Here is a 24,406-nt window from a genome sequence, read left to right as displayed (position 1 = left end):
GATCATCACATGACTCGCTTCACGGGCCGCGCGGCCCTTGTCACCGGCGCGGCGGGCGGCATCGGTGCGGCCATCGTGCGGATGCTGCGGGCCGAGGGCGCGCGCGTGGCCGTGGCCGACCGCGACACCTCCGGCCTTGAGGCGAACGCGCACCTGCCGGGCGACCTCCTCGACCCGGCCTATGCGGACGGACTGCCCCAAGCGGCCCTCGCGGCGCTCGGGCGGCTTGACATCGTGGTCAACAACGCGGGCGTCATCACCCGCGGCAAGGTCACGGACACCACCGACGCCGACTGGTCGCTGTCGCTGGGCGTCAACGTGGAGGCGCCGTTCCGCATCAGCCGCGCGGCAATCCCGATCATGGCCGCGCAAGGCGGGGGCGCCATCGTCAACACCGCCTCCTGCTGGGGCCTGCGCCCGGGGCCCGATCACGCCGTCTACTGCATGACCAAGGCCGCCATCGCCTCGCTCACCCAGTGCATGGGCATGGATCACGCCCACCAAGGCATCCGCATCAACGCCGTCTGCCCCAACGAGGTGAACACGCCCATGCTGCGGACGGGCTTTGCCAAGCGCGGTTTCGACCCCGATACGGCGGTGGCGGAACTGGGCAAGACCGTGCCCCTGGGCCGCATCGCCGAGCCCGAGGACATCGCCGACGTGGTCCTGTTCCTCGCCTCGGACGCCGCGCGCTACATGTGCGGGGCGCTGGTCGAGGTGAACGGCGGGAAATCCGTGAAATGAGCCGCCTCGACGGAAAGGTCGCCCTCGTCACCGGCGGGCGGATGGGGATCGGGCAGGCCATCGCCCGGCGGCTGCGCGACGATGGGGCGCGGGTGTTCACGGCGCAGCGGGGCGAGGACCCGGAGTTCGAGGGCATCGAGGCGGACCTCGCCGACAGCGAGGCCCCCGCGCGGGTGATCGCCGAGATCGTGGCCCGCGCGGGCCGGCTCGACATCCTCGTCAACAACGCGGGCTTCATGCAGGAGGCGCGCGCCGAGGACATGGCCCTTGAGGCCTGGGAGCGGATGATCCGGGTCAACCTGACCGCGCCGTTCCTGCTCATCCAGGCGGCGCTGCCGCAGTTGCGGGCGACGCGGGGCGCCATCGTCAACATCGGCTCGATCGAGGGGATCGGGTGCAACCCGCTCCACGCCGCCTACAGCGCCACCAAGGCGGGGCTCCACGGCCTCACCCGCGCCATCGCCGTGGACCACGGGGCCGAGGGGATCCGCTGCAACGCCGTGGCGCCCGGCTGGATCGATACGGACTTGTCCGAGGCCTACATCGAATCGATGCCCGACCCCGCCGCCGTCCGCCGCCAGATCGGCCGCATTCACCCTGTGGGCCGGACGGGGCGCCCCGAGGACGTGGCCGCGATGGTGGCCTGGCTCGCCTCCGAGGAATCGGGCTTCGTCGCCGGGCAGACTTATGTCGTGGACGGCGGGCGCATGGTGAAGCTGCCCCTGCCCTGAGACCGGAAGGGGAGGGTCCGTCGGCCCCTCCCCCCTCGGATCATTCCCGGCTCGCCCGCCATTCCTTCCAACGCAGATAGGCGTTCGCGCCCAGGGTCGAGAATGGGGGCGGGGGCAGCTTGGTCGGCTGCGGCTCGGTCAGGAAATGGCGCGTCACGTCGCTTTCGACCCCCGAGGCGAGTTCCGCCGCACCGATCCCGGTCAGCGTGCTCCGCGTCGTCCCAAGGCCGTTGCAGACGCAGGCGGACCAGAGCCCCTCCTCCAGCTGCTTCATCACGGACACGCCATTGCGGCTCAGGCAGAGATGCCCGGCCCAGGTGTGCTCCATGTCCACGCCCCTGAGCAGGGGGAAGCGGGCTTCGAACTTCTCGCGGTGGACCGCCGCGGTGCGACGCAGGCTCGACTCGGTCGGCTCCATGCCCGGCTCGAAGGTGGCGCAGGTTCGCGTGACGATCCGGTTGCCCCCCTGCCCCGTGTCGATGCGGCGCATGGTGGTGCCCATCGGGTCCGACGGCGTCACGCCCCACCGCGGCTGCCCTCCCAAGCGCCCCAGCGCCTCCGCATCGAGCTCCACCGTCATCGACGCGTAAAGGAAGACGTGCATGAGCCGGCGGCTCTCGAAGCCGAGGCTCTCGAGGTGGCCGTTGTTCGCCAGGATCACCTTGCCCGCCCGGACCCGCCCGCCCGAGGTGGCGAGATCCCAGGAGCGCCCCTCGCGCCGCATCGCCCGCACGGGCGAGGTCTCGAACACCCGGACCCCGTCGCGCCGGAGCCCTTCGCCCAGGGACCGGACATAGCCCGCCGGCTGGAGCATCACGGTGCCCGGCGTGTAAAGCCCCGACAGGTAATGGCGGCTGCCGGTCAGCTCGAACATGGCCTGGCTGTCGAGCCTCTCGCAGGGTTCGCCGAGCTCGGTCAGGTGCCGGGCGTAGCTGCGGTTCAGCGCATCGGCCGACTCGCTGGCGGCCCCGTTCACCTTTCCAGCCGGATCGAAGTAGTCCGCCGGGACGCCGTAGGTGTCGACCGCCTCGCGCGCAAAGGCGATGGCATGGCGGTTCAGCGCGATCTGCCCCCGGTCCGCGTCGGCGCCATGGCCGGAGTAGTCGTCCGACGCGATGTCGTGCGGCAGGTCGATCATGAAGCCCGAGTTGCGCCCCGAGGCCCCCTCGGCCAGCCGCCCCGCCTCCAGCACGACGATCGTCGCGCCGGGGTTCAGCTGGGCCAGCCGGCGCGCGGCGGCGAGGCCGGCGAAGCCGCCGCCCACGATCGCGAAGTCCGCCGTCATGTCCCGGTCGACCGCCACCGGGGCGGGCTGCCCTGGCAGGATGGCCGACCAGGCGGCCGGCCCGCGCTGGACCGGCAGCCGGACGGCGCGGCGTTCGCGCGGGGTGCCGCTTGCGGGCGCCCGGGCGGTCGACGCCGGGGGCCAGGCCGAGTGTTCCGATCCCGATGTGCTCGTCATGAGGGTCAATCTCTTTGTCTCGATGGCCGGCGCCCGGCCCGACTGGCGGGAGGGGTGGCGGGCCCAGGCCCGAGCGCCCGATCCGGCCGCCTGCCCGGGTGGTCCCTGCAGGAGAGGTCCTGCGGCCTGCCAGGGCGCCCCTCCCCCGCGCTGATGGAATCCTCGGCGGACGCTCCCTGTCCCCGGGCGGCTCAGTCCACCGCCTCGTCGGCGTCGTCGCTGAGGTCCACCCAGATCGTCTTGAGCTGCGTATACTGGTCGTGCGCGTGGATGCCGTTGTCGCGCCCCCCGAAGCCCGACTGCTTGTAGCCGCCGAAGGGCGTCGTGATGTCCCCCTCGCCGAAGCTGTTCACCGTCACTGTACCCGCGCGGATCGCCCGCGCCCCTCGGATGGCCTTCTTCACGTTGGACGTGAAGATCGATGCCGCAAGGCCGTAATCCGTGTCGTTGGCGAGCCGGATCGCCTCGTCGAAGCTGCCCACGGTCAGGACCGACAGGATCGGCCCGAAGATCTCTTCGCGGGCCGGGAGCGCCTTGGGGTCGCCGACCTCCAGGATCGTGGGCTCCACGAAGGCGCCGCCCTGGGTCCCTCCGCCCATCAGCACCCGGTCGGCCCCACCGAGATAGGAGGAGACCTTGGCGAAATGCGACTGGCTCACGAGGGCGCCCACCCGGTTGCGCGGGTCGAGGGGGTTGCCCATCGGCCATTCGCGGGCATGGGCGAGAACACGATCGAGGAGCTCCTCCTTGATGCCGTTCTGCACGATCAGGCGCGAGGCGGCCGAGCAGTTCTCGCCCATGTTCCAGAAGGCGCCGTTGACGATATGGGCCGCCACGCGGTCCAGGTTCTCGGCATCATCGAGCACCACGGCGGGATTCTTGCCCCCCATCTCAAGGACGACCTCCTTGAGGTTCGACTCGGCCGAATACGACAGGAAGCGCCGCCCCGTGGCCGTCGATCCGGTGAAGCTCACCATGTCCACGTCCATGTGGCGGCCCAAGGGCTCGCCCGCGCCGCGGCCCGAGCCCGGCACGACGTTCAGGACGCCCGCGGGCAGCCCGGCCTCCATGGCCAGCTCCGCCACGCGCAGCGCGGTGAGCGAGGTCTCCGACGCCGGCTTCACGATCACCGAGCAGCCCGAGGCCAGCGCCGGCCCGATCTTCCAGGCCAGCATCAGCAGCGGAAAGTTCCAGGGCAGCACCAGGCCCACGACGCCCACCGGCTCGCGCAGGATCATGGCGATGTGGTCGTCCGAGGCGGGCGAGACCTGGTCGTAGATCTTGTCGATCAGCTCTGCGTGCCACTTGAGCACATGGATCGTCTCGGGGATGTCCACCGTCTCGCAGTCATAGATCGGCTTGCCGGAATCGAGGCTTTCCAGCACCGCGAGCTCGCGCGCGTTGCGCGTCATCAGCTTGGCGAGCCGGATCAGGACTTCCTTGCGCGCGCCGGGGTGGAGCCGGGACCAGCGCCCGTCGTCGAAGGCCTCGCGGGCCTTCTGGACCGCGAAGTCCACGTCGGCGGCCTCGCAGGAGGCGACCTCGGCCAGGACGTCGCCCGTCGCCGGGTTCACGGTCTGGAAGGTCTTGCCCGAGACCGCCGGACGGAAGGACCCGTCGATGAAGGCTCCGGTCGGCGGCACCACGGTCGCGGCGATGGCCGAGTAGTCGTCGATGGTTAGCAGGGCGTTCATTCCGCGGCCTCCGCGCGCAGGGGGGTGACGGCCGAGCCTTCGGCCAGGATGGCGGCGACGGTCGCCTTGAGCACGCGCACGACCTGCTCCAGCTCGCGCTTGTCGTCCTTGTTGAGCGCCTTGAGCGGCGGCCGGGGCGGCCCGGACCGGAGGCCGTTCATCTCCACCCCGTGCTTGATGCACTGGATGAACTTGCCCCCCTGCTCGAGCACGCGCATGAGCGGCATCATCGCGGACATGATCCGGCGGCCCTTGGCGAAGTCGCCCTCCACGGCGCAGGCCTGCCAGAGCGCGATGTGCTCGTGCGGCAGGAAGTTCGATCCGCCGCAGACCCAGCTCTGCGCCCCCCAGGCGAAGAACTCGAGCGCCTGGTCGTCCATCCCGCAGGACATCTGGATATGCGGGTAGTCCCGGGCCAGCAGGTGGATGCGGTTCACGTCCCCCGAGCTTTCCTTGATCGACTGGAAGTTCCGCGACCGGCCCACGCGGTCGAGGAACTCCTCGCCCATGTTGACGCCCATGCGGCCGGGGTAGTTGTAGAGCATGATCGGCAGGTCGGCCGCGCGGTCGATCGCCAGCGCGTTGAGCGCGTTCTCGCGTTCGGTCGGCACCGCGTAGGGCGGCGAGCCCACGAGGATCGCATCCGCCCCCAGCCTTGCCGCAAAGCCGGCCATGCGGATCGAGTCCTCCTGCTTGATCGCGCCCGTGCCCACGATCAGCGCCGTGCGTCCAGCGATCGCGTCCTTGGCCAGAGCCGCGAGCTCCTCGCGCTCCTCGAGCGACTGGGCATAGTACTCGCCCGTCGAGCCGCCGATGATGATGCCGTGGACGCCGGCTGCGGCGAGGTAGTCGATCATGGCCACGAAGCCGTCGCGGTCGATCGAGCCATCCTCGCGGTGCGGCGTGACGGCGGGCGTGTAGATCCCTTCGAACTTCATGCTGTCTCCCTCGCGCTCGGGCTTGCGCCGAGCGGAATGTCGAGCCCCGGGGGCGTTACAAAGCTCTCGATCTCGGCCCGGGAAAGCTCCCAGTGGGCGATGGCGAGCGCGGCGGCGCCGTCGGCGTCCCCCGCTTCGATGAGGTCGATGAACTGGTCGTGCTGATCGGCCGCCACCTCCTGACGAGAGGCCAGCGACCGATTGCGGGACGAATAGAAGGTCATCCCGATCCGCGTATGGTCGATGAGCAGCCGCCGGAGGCTCGGCAGCAGGTATTCGTTGTCGGCCATCTCGCCGATAAGGGCGTGGAACCGTTCGTTGGTGAGCGCCCGGCCCGCCGTGTCCCCCTCGCGGATGGCGGCGCGGAACTGGGCCTGGAGCGCCCTGAGACGATCGACCTGGGCCCGCGTCGCATGGAGGGCGGCGAGCCGGCTCACCGCCGAATAGATCATCGGCGCCACGACGAAGAAGTTGCGCAGGGACTTGTGCGACATCGGCGCGACCTGCGCCGCCCGGTTCTCGCGCAGGACGACGTAACCCTCCCCCGCAAGCTGGCGCAGCGTCTCGCGCAGGGGCGGCCGCGACATCTCGTAGGCTGCGGCGAGCTCGGTTTCATCGAGCGTGCTGCCCGGCTCGAGCTCCTGCGTCAGGATGCGCCGCCGCAGGTCCTCGGCGCAGTTTGCCTTGCGGCTCCGGCTCGTGTCGGCCATGGCGCTCCCCTTTTTGGGTGGCAATCGCTCTTCGCGGTCGAAGATGCAAGATCATAGTAGCCAGAGGATAGACAAATAGTCTACAGTAGTTTTCCATGCTGCTCGGGTCGCAGAGGGAGAGCTCGCGCATGGCCACAACGGAACGAAGCGTCGCCATCGAGGTCCGGAACATCTGGAAGGTGTTCGGGTCCCGGGCCCGTCAGGCGATGGAGGCGATCCTCAGGGACAACCTTTCCAAGGCGGAGGTTCGCGACCGCTTCGGCTGCGTCGTCGGCGTCAGGGACGCCAGCTTCACCGTCGGGCGGGGCGAGATCTTCTGCATCATGGGGCTGTCGGGATCGGGCAAGTCGACCCTGATCCGCCATATCAACCGCCTGATCGAGCCCACCCACGGCACCATCCACATCGAGGGCCGCAACGTTTCGGCCATGAACGCCCGCGACCTGCGGGCGCTTCGGGCCGAACAGATCGGGATGGTCTTCCAGAACATGGCCCTGATGCCGCACCGCACCGTGCGCGACAACGTGGCCTTCTCGCTCGAGGTGCGGGGCCGACCCGACGAGGAACGCGCCCGGATCGCGGCACGGGCCATCGATGCGGTGGACCTCACGGGCTGGGAGGCGAAGTACCCCGACGAGCTTTCGGGCGGGATGCAGCAGCGCGTGGGCCTGGCCCGCGCGATCGCCGCCGACCCGTCCATCCTGCTGATGGACGAGCCCTTCTCGGCGCTCGACCCGCTGATCCGGCGGCAGCTCCAAGACGTGTTCATCGATCTCGCGGCGCGGATGCACAAGACCACGGTCTTCATCACCCACGACCTGGACGAGGCGATCCGCATCGGCCACCGCATCGCGATCATGAAGGACGGGGTGCTGGTGCAGGTCGGCACGCCCGAGGAGATCGTGACTCGTCCCGCCGACGCCTACGTCGCCGACTTCGTGGCCGGCATCTCCAAGCTCGACCTGGTCACGGCCGGCCGCATCATGCAGCCGCTCGGCCTCTACGAGCGCGAGAACGGCCCTCTCGACGCGGCGGGCTGGCCTGTGGCCCGGCCGGGGGACACCCTCAACGCGCTCGTCGACCTCGCCGTCGGCAGCGACCATCCGATCCTCGTGTCCGAAGGCGCCCAGCGGCTCGGCGTCGTCACCAAGGGGGCGCTCCTGCGCGGGATTCAGGGACGGTCCGAAACCAACACCCTTTCCATGCGAGGAGCAGCCTGATGGCAGACGGATTCAACATCCTGGACCCGTTCCGCTCGGTCGATCTCGACATCGCCGACCGCGCCGACGGCATCAAGCACTGGGCCATCAGCCACCGTGCGGCGATCGATCCGCTCAAGCGGGTCCTCGACGGCCTGATCACCTGGATCGAAGCGACGCTCCAGGCGGTTCCGCCGCTCGTGATGCTTGCGCTTCTCGTCCTGATCGCCTGGCAGGCCGCCGGCCGGCGCACCGCCCTCCTGGTGGGAGGCTGCCTGTTGGTGCTCGGCTTCCTGACGCCCGATGCCTGGTCGCTGGCCATGACGACGCTCGCCATCGTCATCGCGTCGGTGATCGTCTGCGTCCTCATCGGGCTGCCGCTCGGGATCCTTGCCGGCAAGAGCGACAGGTTCGAGGCGGCGCTGCGCCCCGTCCTCGACACCATGCAGACCATCCCGGCCTTCGTGTACCTCGTGCCGGTCGTGATGCTCATGGGCATCGGCAACGTCTCGGGCGTGATCGTCACCATCATCTTCGCCCTGCCGCCGATCGTGCGCCTCACCTCGCTCGGCATCCGCGGCGTGAACGCCTCGGTCGTCGAGGCCGCCCGCGCGTTCGGGGCCACGCCCCGGCAGATCCTGACCAAGGTCGAGCTGCCGCTCGCGGCGCCGACGATCCTGGCCGGGCTCAACCAGACCATCATGCTGTCGCTGTCGATGGTGGTCATCGCCTCGATGATCTCGGTCAAGGGCCTCGGCAACGAGGTGCTGCGCGCCATGGGCCGGCTCGATGCGAGCAAGGCCATCGTCGGCGGCCTTGGCATCGTGATCCTGGCCATCGTGCTGGACCGGATCACCCAGGGGCTCGGCCGTTCGACGCGGGAGCGCGGGCATCACCATTGGTGGGAAAGCGGCCCGGTCGGCGCCGTGCTCCACCTCGTCCGGCAACGCGGACATCACGAACAAGACCAAAAGCAGACAACAGGGAAAACGATCCATGAAACAGCTTAAGCTCGCCGCCCTCCTGGCGATGACGCTCGCGCCGTCCGCGCTCCTGGCGCAGGACAAGCCCGGCGAAGGCGTCACCGTGCGCCCGATCATGCCCGTGCAGATCGAGGAGCACATGCAGCACCTGATCCTGTTCCGGGCCCTCGAGGACCTGGGCTACACCATCGCCGAGCCCGACGAGGCGGAGTACCAGACGCTCCACCTCGCAGTGGGCGCGGGCGACGCCGACTTCACGGCGGTGAGCTGGGACGTGCTCCACGACTCCTTCTTCCAGGAAGCGGGCGGCGACGCCGTGCTGACCAAGGTCGGCACCCTCATCAAGGGCGCGCTCCAGGGCTACATGGTGGACAAGGCCAGCTACGACGCCGGGATCACCGATCTCAGCCAGCTTGCCGACCCCGAGGTCGCCAAGCGCTTCGACGCCGACGGCGACGGCAAGGCGGACCTCGCAGGCTGCATCCCCGGCTGGGGCTGCGAGCGCGTCATCGAGCATCACCTCGACGAGTATGGCCTGCGCGACACCGTCACCCACAACCAGGGCGCCTATCAGGCGATGATCGCCGATTCGATGGCCCGCCTCGAGAACGGCCAGTCGATCCTGTACTACACCTGGACGCCCTATTGGGTCGCGGGCGAGCTGGTCCCGGGCCGGGACGCCGAATGGCTGTCCGTGCCCTATACGTCGCTGCCGGACGGCGCGACCGCCAACACGGAATTCGAGGGCAAGAACCTGGGCTTCGCCGTCGACTCGATCCGCGTCGTCGCCCGCAACGACTTCCTCGAGGCGAACCCGGCGGCGCGCGCCCTGTTCGAGGCCGCAACGATCGACATCAACGACATCTCGGCCGAAGCCCTGCGCATCTCGTCGGGCGAGGACAGCGACGAGGACATCGAGCGTCACGCCGACGAATGGATCGCCGCCCATCAGGCGGAATACGACTCCTGGCTCGCCGCGGCCCGCGCCGCGGTCCCCAACTGAACCACACCGAGGGCGCCCGGGAACGGGCGTCCTTTCCCCCCGCCTGCCCCGCGTGCCGCCATGACCGAGCCCCAGTCGATCGCCTTCCTCCTCATCGAGGATTTCACCCATCTCGCCTTCTCCTGCGCGATCGAGCCGCTGCGGATCGCGAACCTCGTGGCCGGTCGGACCCTTTACCGCTGGTCGCTGATCTCCGAGGCCGGGCGGGATGCACGCAGCTCCAACGGCCTCCTGACCCGCGTGGACGGCGGGCTCGATCCGCTCGACCGCGACGCGCGGCTCTTTGTCGTCTCGGGCCTGAACGTCGAGCGTCGCGTGACACCCGAGGTGCTCGCCTTCCTCCGGCGCGAAAAGGCCCGCGGGCGCCGGATCGGCGCCATCTGCTCGGGCGCCTTCGTCCTGGCCGAGGCCGGCTTCCTCGACGGGGTCGAGACGGCGATCCACTGGGCCTACCACGACCTCATGTCCGAGCGGTTCCCCGAGGTGATCCTGCGCCCGTCCGTGTTCGTGGCCGGACCGCGCTTTGTCACCGCTTCGGGCGGGACCGCCGCGGCGGACCTGATGCTGCACATGATTGGCCTCGAGCACGGCAAGGACCTTGCCGTCGAGGTGGCTGACCAGATGGTCTACAATGCCGTGCGCGAGGGCAGCGCCGGCCAGCGCGTCTCGGTCCAGGCGCGCCACGGGACGCGGAACTCCACCCTGGTTCGCGCGGTCAAGATCTTCGAGGAGCGTCTCGAGGCGCCGCCCCGGCCCTGCGAGGTCGCCGCCGAGCTCGGGATCTCGACCCGCCAGCTCGAGCGGCTCTTCGACCGTCATCTCGGCACCTCGCCCAAGCGCTATGCGATGGAGCTGCGCCTTCACCGGGCGCGCAACCTGATCGTCCAAAGCGAGCAGTCCCTGTCCGAGATCGCGATGGCCAGCGGCTTCAACTCCACCTCGCATTTTTCCCGCGTGTTCCGCGAACGGTATGGCATCTCGCCGGGCTCACAGCGCGCCGGCCTGACCTGACGGTTCCTGCGCCCGAGGGAGCCGGTTACCGCCTTTGCCGCCGGGACGCGGAACCTCTTGCGGCCCTGGGCCAGGATCCATGCCGGCACCTTGGGCACTCTGCCTCTTGGCACGACGCACATGCCCCTGAGCCGGGCGCGGCGACCGGGTGCCGGGTCCGATCGCCGGACCGCCGGCGCCTTTGGGGTTGCCCCCTGTCGCGCCCTTGCCCTAAGAGGCATTCATTCGACTGGACCCGGTGAGATCCCGGGTGGCTCTTCCGGCCGCCGATCCGCCGGACAACCGATACGCCCGATCCGTGCTGCCGGAGACCCGTATCGGGCTGACCGGATGGGCCCTCGTTGAACATCGAACACGCATGACATCAATTGCCGCCTACCGCCAGGAATGGCTGGGCCACATCCGCGCCGACCTCCTCTCGGGGCTCGTCGTGGCGCTCGCGCTCATCCCCGAGGCGATCGCCTTTTCCATCATCGCGGGCGTCGACCCCAAGGTCGGGCTCTACGCGTCCTTCTCCATCGCCGTCGTCACCGCCATCGCAGGCGGGCGCCCCGGCATGATCTCGGCCGCCACCGCCGCCACCGCCGTCCTGATGGTCACGCTCGTGCGCGACCACGGCCTCGAATACCTCCTGGCCGCCACCGTGCTGGCGGGCCTCCTCCAGATCGGGGCGGGGCTCCTGCGGCTGGGCGCGGTCATGCGCTTCGTCTCGCGCTCGGTGATGACGGGCTTCGTGAACGCGCTCGCGATCCTCATCTTCATGGCCCAGCTGCCCGAGCTCGATCCGTCGCGCGTGGGCCCGCTCACCTACGCTCTCGTGGCGGCCGGGCTCGCCATCATCTACCTGTTCCCGCGCCTGACGAAGGCGGTGCCCTCGCCCCTGGTGACCATCGTCGTGCTGACCGCGCTGACGCTGGCCATGGGTTGGGACGTGCGCACGGTCGGCGACATGGGACAGCTCCCGGACACGCTGCCCATGTTCCTGCTGCCGGACGTGCCCCTCACCCTCGAGACGCTGGCCATCATCTTTCCTTATTCGGCCGCCGTGGCCGTGGTGGGGCTCCTCGAGAGCCTGATGACCCAGAACCTCGTGGACGAGCTCACCGACACGCGCTCGGATCGCAACCAGGAATGCATCGGCCAGGGTCTCGCCAACGTCGCGACCGGCTTCATCGGCGGCATGGCCGGATGCGCCATGATCGGGCAGTCCATGATCAACGTGAAGTCGGGCGGGCGCGGCCGGCTGTCCTGCTTCGTGGCGGGGGTGTTCCTCCTCATCCTGGTGGTGGGCCTGGGCGACTGGGTCAGCATCATCCCGATGCCCGCGCTCGTCGCGATCATGATCATGGTCTCGGTCGGCACCTTCTCCTGGGCCTCGCTCAAGGCGCTCCGGACGCATCCGACCTCGTCGTCGGTCGTGATGCTGGCCACCGTCGCGACCGTGGTCTGGACCCACAACCTCGCCATCGGGGTGCTCGTGGGCGTTCTGCTCTCGGGCGCGTTCTTCGCCGCCAAGATCGCCCAGCTCTTCGGCGTGACCTCCACCCTGAGCGCCGACGGACAGGAGCGGACCTACGTGATCGAAGGGCAGCTCTTCTACGCCAGCGTCGAGGAGTTCCTGCGGGCCTTCGACTTCCGCGAGACGCTCGCCCGGGTCACCATCGACGTGAGCCGCGCCCATATCTGGGACATCTCCTCGGTCGCGGCCCTCGACACGGCCGTGCTGAAGTTCCGCCGCAACGGAGCCGAGGTGCGGGTCGTGGGCTTGAACGAGGCGTCCGAGACGATCGTCGACCGGCTGGCGGTCCATGACAAGCCGGGAACGCTCCAGAAGCTGACCGCGCACTGAACGGCGGGGCGATGCCGGCGGCTGTGCGTCCGCCGTGCATCCTTCGCGCCTCGCCCGGCCTCCGGAGCCGGCACGCAAGGCTGGCCAGATCCCAGGGATGTCTTGTCGCCGAATCCGGCCAAGGGCGCTTTGGGTGAGGCGCGCTACGTCTTGTCCTGTCCCCGGCAAGCACAGGAGCGGGCCATGGTGGCGTCAGGACGGTTCGGGCCAGGCTGGCTGGCGCATTGGCAATCCCAAGGGATCAGCCCGCGCGAGGCCCTGGACCGCTTCGTGGACCTGCCCGGCGCGGACCCGGCGGGCCTCACGGGCGTCTGGCTGGGCCGGACCCTGCCCACGGGGCATCCCCTTGACGGCCTGCTGGACGGCTTGGGCTGGCACGGCAAGGAGATCCTGGCCGATGGCAGGGTGCATCCTCTTCTGTTCCGCCACCCCTCCGGCCAGGTCGAGGCTCTGGAGCCGGCCTGGATGCCGGCCGGCCTTGCGCTGCGGTGGCCGGCGCTCGCCCACAGTCCCGTGGCACGCATGGCCTTTCGGGCCCTGAGCCCCCTGCTCCGGGCGAGGGGTCCTGCCGCTCGGGTCGAGCCACGGGAGTTCCAGGGCCGCGACGGCGTCGCGGTCGTCTACCTCCGTCAGCCCATCGTGGATCATCTCCGCCAGATCGATGCGGCCCGGCTGATCGGCCTGATGGAGCGCCGCGGGATGGCGCGGCCTTTCTTCTTCCTGCTCAGCCGGGACGCTCGCTGATGAAGGCCTTCAGCCCCGGGGACTGACTGCAGCGCGGCAGACGGACAGCGTGCCGAGGACGCCCCGATTCGACCGATCCGGCGGATCGCACCTTCACCATTGCCGCGGCGGCGATCGTGGGGCGAGGCGGCAACCATGCCAGCCGGCTGGCGCACCACCCCGGAGACGAGGCCGGGCTCACGGTTCGGCCAGGTAGATCCGCACCGCCTCCTGCACATGCCGGAAGCGGTCGCCGCCCAGGTGCTTGCCGCCGAACCAGCGGGTCACCACGACGATGTGGTCGCGCAGCCCGTTGCGTTCGAGCATCCGCAGGATGACCAGCCCCGCCCCGGCCTCGCCGTCATCGTTCTTCAAGGCGCCGTCGTCGCAAAGGAGCGCCCAGGAGTTGTGGGTGGCCTTGGCGAACCTCTTGTTGCGCTTGAGCTCGGCCAGAAAGGCGCGGGCCTCCTCGGCCGACCTGCAGGATCCCCCTGACACGGCATATTTCGAGCCGCGGTCGCTGATGATGTTCTCAAGGATGCGCATCGGGGACGAACCACTCCTCAGACGGCTGCCGGTGCCCAAGCCCTTGGCACGGCCTGACTTGAACCGACAGGGCCGCTGTCGAGGATCGATCAGGATCCGGAGGGCCGGGTTCGCGGACCCTGGTCCGACCCGTCCCACCTTGGAAGGATGAGTCATGCAACCGCATGATCCATGTCGTCGCAAGCCCTGGGCTGGGGCCCATGACCTGGACCAGGGGGTGGCGCCGGAGCTCCGTTAGGCGCAAGCCGCCGGAGTGGCCGGCTCCAGGGCCGTGTCGAGCGGAATCTCGTCGAGCGAGTGGTAGACCGGAATGCCCCGCTCCCGAGCGATCCGCACGTCGTTGTCCGCGCCGGTCGAGGCCCCGGGCAGCCGCAGCACGGCGTCGCAATGCTGCAGCAGCCGGTGCGCCGTCGGATGCATCACGCGGTCGTAAAGGGCGTCCCCGACCTGACTCCCGCCAGCACCGTGCAGCACGGGAAGCGCGACCCATTCGCCGATCATGGGCACATGGCCCTTCCGGAAGATCGGCCAGGCCGCTTCCTCGAGGCGTCGCAGGTTGGCGGCCATCCTCTCGGGGTCGTCTCCCGTGCCGGAGCGGTACGGGCCGGCGATCAGGATCATCATGGGCTTGGGCATCGGAACCTCCATGGTTGCTGGCATTGGCTTGCCACATCATGCATGATCGTGCAATATCGTGCAAGTTCACTTACATCCACTCAGGCCCATCCATGCTGACCCGAGAGCGCAAAGCCCTTCTCCTAGACCGCCTCGCCGCCGAAGGCCGCCTTGTCGCAACGGCCCTCGCGCACGAATTGAATGTCTCCGAGGACACGATCCGGCGCGACCTGCGGGAACTGGCCGCCGAAGGGCGGCTGACGCGTGTCCATGGCGGTGCGCTGGCCGCTTCCCCGACGCACCGGCCCTTGGCCGAACGGGGGGCGCTGCAGACCGAGGCCAAGGTCCGGCTCGGTCGGCGCGCGGCCGAGCTGGTCCGGCCGGGGCAGATCGTCATCCTTGACGGTGGCACGACCCATCTGGCGCTTGTGCAGGCCCTCCCCCGCGACCTGCGCGCCACCATCGTGACTCACAGCCCTACGGTCGCCGCCGCCCTCGAGCCCTTCGAGCGGGTGGACGTCCTCCTGATTGGCGGCACGCTTCTGAAGCTCTCCATGGTGGCGCTGGGCGCAACCACCGCCGAAGCCTTCGGGCGCATCGCGGCGGACCTGCTGTTCCTGGGGGTGACGGGCGTACACCCCGAGGCCGGCCTCACGACCGGTCATCCCGAGGAAGCGGCGCTCAAGGCCTGCCTGATCCGATCCGCGGCCGAGACCGTGGTGCTGGCCACGCCGGACAAGATCGCGACGACCTCGCCGTTCCAGATCGCGCCCCTGGAGGCCGTTACCACCCTGGTCACGCTCGACGACCGGCCGGCCTGGTTGCCCGACGGCGTGGACTGCCTGGCGGCCTAGATTCTCCCTCACGGTCGGCGCAACCACCATCCTTCCCGTGACTGGTCGCATCGGCCGTGGACTGGTAACCATCCTGCATGCTCAAGCGGTCCTCCGTGCTGGCGCTCGAAGAGCGCGCCCTGAATGCCTGGCCGGCGCTCCAGACGATCACCGTCGAGGGGTGGCTGCTTCGGCTGGCCGGGGGCTGCACCAAGCGCGCCAACTCCGCCAATGCGATGGCGCCTCGGGGCGACATGGCCGAGGTGAGGCGTGTGGCCGAAGCGCTCTATGCCCGACATGGATTGCCAACCGTCTTCAGGCTGACCCCCTTGGCGCCCCGCGACGCCGAGGCCGAACTGGCGCAGGCTGGCTACCAAGTGGCGGACCCGTCGATCGTCCTCGGGGCGCGGCTGGATGCGGCCCACGATCATGCGTCCGTTCGCATTGACGACCAGCCCTCGGCCCCGTGGCTCGACGGGATCTGTCGGGCCAATGCAGTCACGGGGGCCTTCCGACCCCTGCATGATGCGGTGGTGGGCTCAATCGCCTGGCCCGCGGCCTTTGCCACGCTGCACGACAAGGGCTCGCCGCTGGGATTCGGGCTTGCCGTCCAGGAACGGGGGCTCGTCGGCCTTTTCGACATCGTCGTCGATCCCGCGGCACGGGGTCGCGGGCATGGAGCCACTCTGACGCGGGCTTTGATGGGCTGGGGGGCGCAGATGGGCGCCCGAGGCGCCTATCTGCAAGTCCGGCGCGGCAATGCCCCGGCGGAGCGGCTCTACGCGAGCCTCGGCTTCGAAACGGCCTACGCCTATCACTACCGCATCCGGTCGGCCTGAGCGCCCAGCGCACTCCCGGCCTGGCTCACCGGGGGCGGAGCGACGGACCTCGCCGCAGGAATGCCGTCCGGAGTCCCTTCAGGAGCAGTCTCTCAGCCGAGTGCACCCGGTCAGGTCAGGACGCCCGCCGCTCAGGCCCGAGCCGGCTCCTGGGAGTGCATCCGCGTACGCGCGCCAACGGGCAGCGTCCTTGGAAAACGGGTGAGCCTTGCAACCGAACGCTCCTGCGCCGGGAAGCGCCAGGCCGACTGGCGTTCCTGGTGACGGGCGTCCCGCAGCCGACCCAGGCTCAGCATCATGAGATAGGTGAACCCCAGGAGCAGCCCCATCCCAAGGAGGGCCTCGTGAACCTGATGGTTGCTCAGGTTCACGAGAAGAGCGATCGCGAGAACCAGAGCCCCGAAGCTGCTTGCGGCAAAGAGTCCGCCGAGCAGGAAGTGGACCAGCAGATACGAAGCAGTCCGACGGAAGCTTACCGGCAACATCCCCTAGCACCCCAGAGTCGAGAAGCGATCCTTGATCGCAGCACATCGTTAACCTTACGGTTAAAATACGGCGATAATTGGATGCACTTTCGCCTTCAATGTGGCGTCCTACGCCTCATCCTGACGAGATTCAGATTGCCCGAGCTCCATTGAACAACCCCTGACGACATCCCGCGTCGCCACCCCGAAGGCTGCGCAGGTCTTGCGGCCTCGGAATGCCGAATGAGCTTGGATCAGGGAGCGTAGCTTACGCCTTGGCCACTTGCGTCAAGATCAAAGGGACTAAATTCCTAACATTCTGGGAAGAATGACTTTGACTACAGCCTTATGCGAGGGCTCGTGACGGCGCCGATCTTCCGACTGGACGGCTGCCATGCCCAATCAGGACGGTGCCGTTACAGTTCCTGGTTACGGATTTGTAGCAGGCCCGCCGCGATATGGGCCAGGATCTCCGCCGGTGTCCTCCGTAACGACATCATCGCCGCAATAGCTCGGATCGCCGCGCCTGGGACCACGGCACATGATGACCAAGGATCGCCGGGGCACATTGGCGACGATCGAAACGCGATCGGATCTTGCGGGCCAAGCGGTCGAACGCGCATCAGCATCTTGTCCGCCCGATCACAGAAGGTCCGTTCGCTCCGCAATCGGCGGAACCACCTGCTGGCGCGGCCGAACCAGCGTCAGAGCTGCGCGTCATCCATCGGCACCCCGGCACAAGGCCTGACGGATCGGAGGTCAGCAGGTCCCGAGAACAGGACAGCGTTCAGCAGCAAGGACGCCCCCCCGACCGCAATCCAAGCCGCTCCCCGGCTCCGTGCGCCCGCCGTCCGATCATGTCGCCAACATCGATGGAGCCGGGAGAAGGGGGGCCTGAAGATCCGCCGATAATCGGATGCCGGGGAGGGCGATCCCGTATTCCGCGAATCCGGCCATCGGCAGCATGGCCCTCCTGCACCGGGCTCAACTGGCCCTGTTCCACTCTGCGGTCGACCTGACCCGGCCCGCGGCAGGCCCCCAAGATCGACAAGAGAGCGACCAGGGCGTCATGTGACCTGGGCCGCCGGGCGAGGCGCGCCGGACCGGCCACACGCGGCCCGATGCGTCGCGCCATCACCTTCGGCAACGCAGCGAAGATCCGCGCGGGCGCAGGCCATAGGCAGGACCATGCCTTGCGCCCAAGCCACGCCGTGTGGGGTCCGACGCGTCCGAAGTTTGCGCCAGGCCAAACCGGCTCGGTCCGCAAGCGATTAGACGGGCCATACCTGCTTCCCGATCATCGCCCCGCCGGGGCCAAACCTGGATGACACAATGACCATCAAGACCCTGACCCTCGCGGGGGCACTCTTCCTCGGGCTGGCCCTTCCGGCCCTCGCACATATCACCCTCGAAACGTCCGAGGCTCCGGCCGGCAGCACCTACAAGGCGGTCCTGCGGGTCGGTCACGGCTGCGAAGGTAAGGCCACCACCGGAATCCGGGTGCAGATCCCGGATGGCGTCATCGCCGTGAAGCCCATGCCCAAGCCCGGCTGGACGATCGAGACGACGACCGGCGCCTACGCGGAGCCCGTCCAACTCTGGGGCGAGACGCTGACCGAAGGCGTGCGGGAGATCACCTGGCGCGGCGGCGAGCTGCCCGACGCGTGGTACGACGAATTCGTGTTCCGCGCCCATCTCCCGGACGGCGGCGTGCCCGGCCAGATGCTGTACTTCCCCGTCCTGCAGGAGTGCGGCGACACGGTGACCCGCTGGATCGACCTCCCGGCCGAGGGCCAGAGCGCCGAGGATCTCGAGGAGCCGGCACCTTCGCTCATGCTGACGGCGCCGGTCACGCAATGACCGCCAAGGCGCCGCATCCCCGTCTCCCCCTCGGCCGATGGCTCCGGGCCGCGCTCCTGCTGCCGCTCCTGATGGCGGCGGGCGTGGCGCAGGCCCATGCCGTCGTCACGGCGGCCGAGCCCGGGGACGGCGCCCTCCTGGCCAGCCCCCCGGCCGAGGTGGTCCTCCGGTTCAACGAGCCGGTGGCCCTCATCCATGCGCAGGTTCTGGACCCCGATGGCCGGGATGCGCTGGCCCCCGGCGCCGCCCAGAGCCGCGAGGACGGCCTGCATCTTTCCCTGCCCGACCGCCTGGGCCCGGGCACCTACACGGTGAGCTACCACGTCACCTCGCTCGACGGGCATCCGGTGGAAGGATCGCTGGTCTTCAGCCTTGGACACGTGTCCGGTGGCGCGCATCCGGTGGCGGATGGGGCGCAGGCCTGGCGCTGGACCTTCGTGGCGGCCCGCCTCGCCCTTTACCTGGGCCTTGTCGGCGCGGTGGGCGGCGTCGCCTATGCGCGGCTGGTGCGGCCGACGGGCCCCGCGCGCGACTCGGTCTGGCAACTGGCCGGAGCCTCGGCGGCCCTGGGCCTGTGCGCCGTGGTCCCGACGCTGGGCCTGCATGGCGGGCGTCTCTTCGGAGGTCCGGCCCGCCAGTTGCTCGACCCCGCCACATGGGAGGCCGGAGCCCTGTCGGCCTTCGGTTGCACCGTCCTTTGCGCCGCCGCGGGCCTGGCTCTCATCGGGGCGGCGGCGAGGGCGCGGCGAAGACCCGGAGCCGGCATCCTGGCCCTCATGGGGGCGGGGCTTGCGCTTGGGGGCTTCGTCCTGAGCGGCCATGCGGTGACGGCGGGACCGCGCTGGATCACCTCTCCCCTCCTGCTCCTCCATGTGGGGGCGGCGGCCTTCTGGGCCGGCTCGCTCCTGCCCCTGGTTCGGGCGCTGACGCGGCCCGCGCGGGAGGCCGCCCTCCTTCTCCAGACGTTCTCCCGGCGCGCGGTGCCTGCGGTGGCGCTCCTTGTCCTGGCCGGGCTCGGGCTGGCCTGGCTCCAGGTCCGTCACCTGGCGCCCTTGCCCGCCACCGAATACGGCCGCTTCCTTCTGGTGAAGCTCGGCCTCGTGGGGGGGCTTCTTGGCCTCGCGGCGCTCAACCGGCTTCGCCTTACCCCGGCGCTGATCCGGGGCGAGGCCAGGTCGCCTCGCCGACTCCGGCGGTCGATCCAGGCCGAGGCCGCTCTGGTCGCAGCCATCCTCGCCGTCACGGCGGCGCTCGGGACCACGGTGCCGCCGCGGGCGCTCATGGCCGCCGAAGCTCTTGCAGCGCCGGGTCCGCACGACCCCGCAGTGGACGCGCGCCACCTGCATGTGATGGGAACGGGATTCCACGGGGACATTTCCTTTGCCCCTGGCGGGCTTGGCGCGAATACCGTCGCCATCCGCCTGCGTGATCTCGATGGTCGTCCTTTGCAGGTTCCCCAAGTTGCGTTGCGCCTCTCCAATCCTTCCCGCGGCATCGCGCCCCTGGAGCGACCAGCCCGGCCCGACGGTCCGGGGGTCTGGCGCATCGACGGGGTCACGCTGGGGGTGCCGGGCGCCTGGGACCTTGAGCTCGAGGTTCTCGTGTCCGATTTCGATCGGCAGACGGCCCGCGCGAGGCTCGATCTGTAGCCCCCCACGCCAAGCCGCCCTTGTGCCGGGGCCAGTTGCCCCGGCCCCGGTGCATGCGATCAAAGGAGGGAAACGACCCGCAGGCCCGGGAGGCGGGTCAGTGTCTCGGTGATCGCCTCACGACCCATGAGGCAGAAGGCGGTCGAACAGGCGTCGGCCAGGGCCGCGGATGGGGCGGTGACAGAGACCTGGCGCCACCCGGCCGCGGCCGGCCGACCGCTGCGCGGGTCGAGGATGTGGCCGATCCGCCCCGCCTGGTCGAAGGTGGTGCCGAGCGGAGCCGAGGTCGCCAGCGCCCGATCGCGCAGCGGCACGGCTGGCCCCTCCACGATCTGCACGGGCCAGTCCCCTCCGCGCGGATCGCCGCCCAGCGCCCGCAGTTCGCCCGTGTCGATCAGGATGTCGGTCAGGCCCTCGGCGGCCAGCAGGGCCGCGACGCGGTCCGCGATGTAGCCTTGGGCGATGCCGTTCAGCGTCAGCGCCATGCCCGGACGCGCCAGGGCGATGCGCCCCGGCTCGATGGTCACGCCCGTCCAGCCGACGAGATCCCGGACCGCGTCGGGATCGGGGGGGCGTCCCTCGGTCATCGCTGCCGCGTACTCGGTCCAGAGCGGCTGCACGGTCGGGTCGAAGGCGCCCTGGGTGGCCGTATGGACGGCGCCGGCCAGCGACAGGCCGTCGAGAAGATCGAAGGGCGGAGCCTCGACCACGCCTGCGGCGTTCAGCCGGGACAGGGCCGAGTCGGGCCGGTAAAGACTGAAGACATCCTCGAGCCGGTCCACCTCGGCCCAGACACGGGCGGCGATGCGGGCGGCCTCGGGATGGGCGAGCAGGAGCGAGGCTCCGGCCCCCAGCGCCGTGCCTTGGAAGCGCTGCACGGGAAGTTCGGCTGCGGCGGCCCGGCCCGCCAATGGAAGGGCTGCGGAAAAGGCCAGGAAGCGGCGTCGCGAGATGCGGGCCATGTCAGCCCTCCCCTTCTGGCGCGATCGCATGGAGCCGCTCGAGGTAATCCGCCTCGGCCCCGTCCGGGGCGGGATCCTCCCCGGATGGGACGGGGGCCAGAACATCCCGGTCCGGGATCTCGTCCAGCCGCAGCACCCGTCCGCCATTCACCTCGGCAAAGGCCGCCGCCTGCTCCCGCGCGCCGAACGGCACCAGTTCGGGCGCGCCCATGCCGCCCGACAGGGCCGATCCCTCGACATAGAAGGCCGTGTCGGCGGGGATCCAGTTATCGGTCCCGGGCTGATCCCAGGTCGCCCCGGGCGCGCCCATGTCGCTGACATAGGCGGCGGCAATCGGGGCGCTCTGCTCGGGCATGCGCTGGTAGGCGATGGCGTCGCGGACCTGGGCGAAGAACAGGGGCTCGGCCTGTCCCTTGAGGTGGATCTGCCCCTTGGGGCCCGGATGCTCGATCACGACCATCTGGCAGTAGGTGTCCAGGGCATCCGCCGTGAGCGTGGCCGGCGCAGGGAGCGCTGCCTCCTCGGTGCGGCAGGCGGCCAGCGCCAGGAGGGCGCAGGCGGCGAGGGTCAGGCGGTTCATGGGGTCACACGCTGAAAGGCAAGGCGGGCGAGAAGGAAGGCCAGGACCGGCCAGCCCGCGATGGAAAGAAGGGATTCGAGGGCGGGGATCGTCGCAGCCGCACCGCCCACGCCTGCGGCGGCCGTCGCCGCCTCGGACGCGGCCAGGTTGTAGAGCCGGAAGGCGTCGGCGGGGTTCGCGAGCAGCAGCCAGGGAAAGACCCGGGTCGTGAAGACCCCGTCCCCGCCCGAGACCACCCCGGCCAGGAGCCCGAGGTCGTAAAGCACGATGAGCACGAGCCAGAGCCCGATGGCCAGCCCCGCCGCCGCACCGGGCCGCCGGGCCCAGGCCGAGATGGCATAGCCCACGCCCAAAAAGGTCGCGCCAAGAAGAAGCGACGTCCAGAAGAGCCGCAGCAGTGCCGGCAGCCCCTGCGCCGCGTGCGCATCGACGGCGAAGGCCGCCACGCTCGCCGCGCCGTAGCCCACGCCGGTCGCAAGGGCCAGGATCCCGAGATGCGCGGCGAACTTGCCCGCGAGGAGCTCGCCCCTCGACACCGGATAGGTCAGCACGAGCGGGAGCGTGCCGCGCTCGACCTCGCCCGCGATGGCGTCGAAGGACATCAGCAGCGCCACGAGCGGCACGAGGTAGACGCCCAGCGAGGTGAGGCTCGCCACCGTCACGGACAGGCGATCCACGCCCAGATCGCCCGTGGGCGCGCTGCCGGCGGCCGACAGGACCAGCGAGAACAGGGTCATCATCGCGATGACGATGGCGACCCAGCGGTTGCGCAGCGCAATGCGGAACTCCGCCGCGGCGGTTGCGAGGACGCGGCTCATGCCCCGGCTCCTTGGCTGAAGTGGCTGTAGATGTCCTCGAGGCTGGGCGGGATCACCTCGACATCCTCGACGAGGCGGTCCAGCGCCGCGATCTGGCCAAGCCGCGCGAGCTTGTCGTCGGCCGCGCAGGTGAGGTCGACCATCACGCCGTTGCGCCGCCCGCCCGCCAGCTGCCGGGCCACGAGGTCGGCCTGCCCCGGCCGCGCCCGGACCTGAAGCTGGATCGGGAGCGATGCCCGTCGCCGCAGCGCGTCCAGCGTGTCGTCGGCGACCATCCGTCCGCGTGACAGGATGACGATCCGGTCGGTGCGCGCTTCGACCTCGGTCAGGACATGCGAGGACAGCAGGATCGCCGCGCCGCCCGCGGCGAGCTCGTCCAGGATCGCGTAGAACTCGCGCCGCGACACCGGGTCCAGGCCGGAGGTCGGCTCGTCGAGCACGAGGAGGCGCGGACGCCCGATCAATGCCTGCGCCAGGCCCACGCGCTGACGCATCCCCTTGGAATAGGTGCCGATGCGGCGGGTCGCGGCCTGCGCGAGGTCCACACGTTCGAGGAGCGCCATGGCGCCCTTCGGATCGGCCCCCCGGAGCCGCATGTAGAAGCGGAGCTGCTCCAACCCCGTGAGCGCGGGATGGAAGGCCGCGTTCTCGGGCAGGTAGGCGGTGCCGTCGCGCGCCGCCCGCGCGCCCGGGGCGCCGCCCAGCACCTGGACGTCGCCCGAGGTCGCGGGGATCAGGCCCAGGATGATCTTCATCAGCGTGGACTTGCCCGCGCCGTTGTGGCCCAGCAGGGCCACCCGTTCGCCCGGGTTCAGCGCGAGGCTGACGCCCGAGAGCGCGGCCACGCCTTCGTAGGTCTTAGTGACCTGCGAGCAGCTCAGCGTCTGCATCGTCGACTCCTGTCTCGGGCCGGTGAAGGCGCGCCTCGGCCTCCATCGCGGCGATGTTGTCGGGCACCGCGATCTCGATCGGGGCCATGAGGGGGTGGCTGTCCACGACGCCGCCCGGGAGGGTGGCCGGGAAGTTCGCCTGGCTCCAGCGCACGAGCTGGACGGCGGGCGATCCGATCAGGAGGGCGGCGGCCGGCTGCGACCACAGGATCTGGTCCATCAGGTCGTTGGGTCGGAAGCGTCCGTCCGCGAGGCCGTCCCCGTCGAGGTCGAAGGCCGGATGATCGGACCAGTAGTTGCCGCGGCCCTCAAGGCTCCATTCGACGTCGCGCGTGCCCACGTACTTCACCTGCGTCTGGTTGCCGATGAAGGCGTTGAGCGTCAGGGCGTTCCGTTCCGAGCCGGCGGTGAAGTGGATGCCGATGGCGCAACCCTCGAAGCGGTTGCCGGCGATCAGGTTCGATTGGGCGTTGAACACGAAGAGGCATTTGCCGGCCCCGCCCCGCACGAGGTTGCCGGTGATGTCGGCGTGGTTCGCGTAGTTGAGCATCAGCCCGTAGCTGATGTCCCCGAGCGAAAGATTGTCCCGCACGGTCAGCCGGTCCGAGAACATCAGCGCGAAGCCGAGGTGGTTGCCGATCGAGACGTTGCCCGACACCTCGGAGTTGTTGGTGTACATGTAGTGGACCGCGAAGCGCAGGTCGCGGAAGAGGTTGTCGCGGTAGACGTTGTCGCGCGAGATGTTGGAGAAGATGCCGTCGCGCCCGTAGCGGATGTCGTTCCGCTCCACGACCGCGTGGCTGGTGTTCCAGATGTAGACGCCGTTGCCGCGCGCGTTCATCCGGTGGTCCTGCCGCCCGACGACCGTGTTGCCGCGGATGACGGTGCCGTTCGCGCCGTGCAGGTCGATGCCGTGCAGGTTGCCGAGGAGGACGTTGTCCTCGATCACCGCGTCGCGCGCGACCTTGGTCAGCTTGATGCCGGCGTCGATGGTCTCCTGGCTGGAGCCCGAGCCGGTGACATGCACCCCGCGCACGGTGACGTCCGCGCCCGTGATGGTGATCACCGACCCCGTCCCGGGGCCTTGGATCTCGGCCTGCCCCTGCCCGTCGAGGGTCACGGGACGGTCGAGGGTCACCGGGCCATCGTAATGGCCCGGTTGAAGGATCAGCACGTCGCCGGGCTGGGCCTCGGCGACGGCGGCCGCCAGCGCCCCCGGACCGGGCTCGACCCGACGCTCCTCGGCCGCGGCCCCAAGGGCCGGCAGCGCGAGGGCGAGAAGGAGGATCCGGGGGAGGCGCAT

Annotated in this window: 24 protein-coding genes and 1 other annotated feature; of the genes, 12 read left to right on the top strand and 12 right to left on the bottom strand. The window is 69.8% G+C overall.

Features of this window, described 5'->3' with window-relative positions:
- The first annotated feature begins 9 nt into the window (after window positions 1–9).
- A complete protein-coding gene (locus J3P31_RS16340) occupies window positions 10–744 on the top strand; it encodes an SDR family NAD(P)-dependent oxidoreductase (protein WP_210529566.1) in 735 nt (244 codons plus the stop codon).
- Window positions 741–1,475, top strand: coding sequence for an SDR family NAD(P)-dependent oxidoreductase (locus tag J3P31_RS16335; RefSeq protein ID WP_210529565.1), 735 nt, complete (start codon window positions 741–743; stop codon window positions 1,473–1,475). Before J3P31_RS16340 ends, J3P31_RS16335 begins: the two co-directional genes overlap by 4 nt.
- A gap of 40 nt (window positions 1,476–1,515) precedes the next feature.
- Here the strand turns inward: J3P31_RS16335 and J3P31_RS16330 are convergent, their stop codons facing one another.
- The 4 genes from J3P31_RS16330 to J3P31_RS16315 all read right to left on the bottom strand — a co-directional run bounded on the left by J3P31_RS16330 (window position 1,516) and on the right by J3P31_RS16315 (window position 6,279).
- Window positions 1,516–2,937: an NAD(P)/FAD-dependent oxidoreductase gene (locus J3P31_RS16330; protein WP_210529564.1), complete on the bottom strand. Its 1,422-nt coding sequence runs from the start codon at window positions 2,935–2,937 to the stop codon at window positions 1,516–1,518.
- A 191-nt stretch (window positions 2,938–3,128) separates the two neighbouring features.
- A complete protein-coding gene (locus J3P31_RS16325) occupies window positions 3,129–4,631 on the bottom strand; it encodes an aldehyde dehydrogenase (RefSeq protein WP_210529563.1) in 1,503 nt (500 codons plus the stop codon).
- The gene (locus J3P31_RS16320; RefSeq protein ID WP_210529562.1) at window positions 4,628–5,569 is read right to left on the bottom strand and encodes a dihydrodipicolinate synthase family protein; all 942 of its coding nucleotides are present in this window, start codon (window positions 5,567–5,569) and stop codon (window positions 4,628–4,630) included. The genes J3P31_RS16325 and J3P31_RS16320 overlap by 4 nt, the downstream gene beginning before the upstream one ends.
- Window positions 5,566–6,279, bottom strand: coding sequence for a GntR family transcriptional regulator (locus J3P31_RS16315; protein WP_210529561.1), 714 nt, complete (start codon window positions 6,277–6,279; stop codon window positions 5,566–5,568). Before J3P31_RS16315 ends, J3P31_RS16320 begins: the two co-directional genes overlap by 4 nt.
- A gap of 128 nt (window positions 6,280–6,407) precedes the next feature.
- Here J3P31_RS16315 and J3P31_RS16310 point away from each other — a divergent pair, with 128 nt between their 5' ends.
- From J3P31_RS16310 to J3P31_RS16285, 6 genes are all read left to right on the top strand, one after another.
- Window positions 6,408–7,499, top strand: a complete 1,092-nt coding sequence (locus tag J3P31_RS16310; RefSeq protein WP_210529560.1) for a quaternary amine ABC transporter ATP-binding protein — start codon at window positions 6,408–6,410, stop codon at window positions 7,497–7,499.
- Window positions 7,499–8,488: an ABC transporter permease gene (locus J3P31_RS16305; RefSeq protein ID WP_210529559.1), complete on the top strand. Its 990-nt coding sequence runs from the start codon at window positions 7,499–7,501 to the stop codon at window positions 8,486–8,488. Before J3P31_RS16310 ends, J3P31_RS16305 begins: the two co-directional genes overlap by 1 nt.
- Complete coding sequence (proX, locus tag J3P31_RS16300) at window positions 8,475–9,464, top strand: glycine betaine/L-proline ABC transporter substrate-binding protein ProX (RefSeq protein WP_210529558.1); 990 nt, start codon at window positions 8,475–8,477, stop codon at window positions 9,462–9,464. The genes J3P31_RS16305 and proX overlap by 14 nt, the downstream gene beginning before the upstream one ends.
- A 60-nt stretch (window positions 9,465–9,524) precedes the next feature.
- Window positions 9,525–10,475, top strand: coding sequence for a GlxA family transcriptional regulator (locus tag J3P31_RS16295; protein WP_210529557.1), 951 nt, complete (start codon window positions 9,525–9,527; stop codon window positions 10,473–10,475).
- 228 nt (window positions 10,476–10,703) lie between these two features.
- Window positions 10,704–10,759, top strand: a sequence feature (sul1 is cis-regulatory element that is thought to sense ions involved in sulfur or methionine metabolism; They are found in Alphaproteobacteria).
- 74 nt (window positions 10,760–10,833) lie between these two features.
- Window positions 10,834–12,324 (top strand): SulP family inorganic anion transporter, encoded by a 1,491-nt coding sequence (locus J3P31_RS16290; protein WP_210529556.1) that lies wholly within the window; start codon window positions 10,834–10,836, stop codon window positions 12,322–12,324.
- Between the two features lie 183 nt (window positions 12,325–12,507).
- Window positions 12,508–13,068, top strand: a complete 561-nt coding sequence (locus tag J3P31_RS16285; protein ID WP_210529555.1) for a GXWXG domain-containing protein — start codon at window positions 12,508–12,510, stop codon at window positions 13,066–13,068.
- 177 nt (window positions 13,069–13,245) lie between these two features.
- Here the strand turns inward: J3P31_RS16285 and J3P31_RS16280 are convergent, their stop codons facing one another.
- The gene (locus J3P31_RS16280; protein WP_210529554.1) at window positions 13,246–13,593 is read right to left on the bottom strand and encodes a YigZ family protein; all 348 of its coding nucleotides are present in this window, start codon (window positions 13,591–13,593) and stop codon (window positions 13,246–13,248) included.
- Between the two features lie 234 nt (window positions 13,594–13,827).
- Window positions 13,828–14,229: a DUF4406 domain-containing protein gene (locus tag J3P31_RS16275; RefSeq protein ID WP_210529553.1), complete on the bottom strand. Its 402-nt coding sequence runs from the start codon at window positions 14,227–14,229 to the stop codon at window positions 13,828–13,830.
- Window positions 14,230–14,321: 92 nt separating this feature from the next.
- Between J3P31_RS16275 and J3P31_RS16270 the strand changes: the two genes are divergently transcribed.
- Entirely contained in the window at window positions 14,322–15,062 is a 741-nt protein-coding gene (locus tag J3P31_RS16270; protein WP_210529552.1) for a DeoR/GlpR family DNA-binding transcription regulator, read from the top strand.
- Window positions 15,063–15,139: 77 nt separating this feature from the next.
- On the top strand, window positions 15,140–15,880 hold the full coding sequence (locus tag J3P31_RS16265) for a GNAT family N-acetyltransferase (protein ID WP_210529551.1): 741 nt from the start codon (window positions 15,140–15,142) through the stop codon (window positions 15,878–15,880).
- A gap of 131 nt (window positions 15,881–16,011) precedes the next feature.
- Here the strand turns inward: J3P31_RS16265 and J3P31_RS16260 are convergent, their stop codons facing one another.
- The gene (locus J3P31_RS16260; protein ID WP_210529550.1) at window positions 16,012–16,365 is read right to left on the bottom strand and encodes a hypothetical protein; all 354 of its coding nucleotides are present in this window, start codon (window positions 16,363–16,365) and stop codon (window positions 16,012–16,014) included.
- 1,311 nt (window positions 16,366–17,676) lie between these two features.
- Here J3P31_RS16260 and J3P31_RS16255 point away from each other — a divergent pair.
- Together J3P31_RS16255 and J3P31_RS16250 are read left to right on the top strand one after the other, a co-directional pair.
- Window positions 17,677–18,204: a YcnI family copper-binding membrane protein gene (locus J3P31_RS16255; protein WP_210529549.1), complete on the top strand. Its 528-nt coding sequence runs from the start codon at window positions 17,677–17,679 to the stop codon at window positions 18,202–18,204.
- On the top strand, window positions 18,201–19,853 hold the full coding sequence (locus tag J3P31_RS16250) for a copper resistance CopC/CopD family protein (protein WP_210529548.1): 1,653 nt from the start codon (window positions 18,201–18,203) through the stop codon (window positions 19,851–19,853). Before J3P31_RS16255 ends, J3P31_RS16250 begins: the two co-directional genes overlap by 4 nt.
- Window positions 19,854–19,912: 59 nt before the next feature.
- On the opposite strand, the gene J3P31_RS16245 is transcribed toward J3P31_RS16250, so the two are convergent.
- Genes J3P31_RS16245 through J3P31_RS16225 form a run of 5 tightly spaced genes read right to left on the bottom strand, consistent with a single transcriptional unit; the run spans window position 19,913 to window position 24,406 of the window.
- On the bottom strand, window positions 19,913–20,815 hold the full coding sequence (locus J3P31_RS16245) for an FAD:protein FMN transferase (RefSeq protein ID WP_210529547.1): 903 nt from the start codon (window positions 20,813–20,815) through the stop codon (window positions 19,913–19,915).
- 1 nt (window position 20,816) lies between these two features.
- Window positions 20,817–21,395 carry a nitrous oxide reductase accessory protein NosL gene (locus tag J3P31_RS16240; protein WP_210529546.1) on the bottom strand — a complete coding sequence of 193 codons (579 nt, stop codon included), beginning with the start codon at window positions 21,393–21,395 and terminating at the stop codon, window positions 20,817–20,819.
- Window positions 21,392–22,213, bottom strand: coding sequence for an ABC transporter permease (locus tag J3P31_RS16235; RefSeq protein ID WP_210529545.1), 822 nt, complete (start codon window positions 22,211–22,213; stop codon window positions 21,392–21,394). Before J3P31_RS16235 ends, J3P31_RS16240 begins: the two co-directional genes overlap by 4 nt.
- The gene (locus tag J3P31_RS16230) at window positions 22,210–23,103 is read right to left on the bottom strand and encodes an ABC transporter ATP-binding protein (RefSeq protein WP_210529544.1); all 894 of its coding nucleotides are present in this window, start codon (window positions 23,101–23,103) and stop codon (window positions 22,210–22,212) included. The genes J3P31_RS16235 and J3P31_RS16230 overlap by 4 nt, the downstream gene beginning before the upstream one ends.
- The gene (locus J3P31_RS16225; RefSeq protein ID WP_210529543.1) at window positions 23,072–24,406 is read right to left on the bottom strand and encodes a nitrous oxide reductase family maturation protein NosD; all 1,335 of its coding nucleotides are present in this window, start codon (window positions 24,404–24,406) and stop codon (window positions 23,072–23,074) included. Before J3P31_RS16225 ends, J3P31_RS16230 begins: the two co-directional genes overlap by 32 nt.

It is taken from the genome of Rubellimicrobium arenae, from assembly GCF_017916275.1.
Classification (GTDB): Bacteria; Pseudomonadota; Alphaproteobacteria; order Rhodobacterales; family Rhodobacteraceae; genus Rubellimicrobium; species Rubellimicrobium arenae.
The sequence above is the reverse complement of the archived record's forward strand: the minus strand, read 5'-3'. Positions and strand labels throughout refer to the sequence as shown.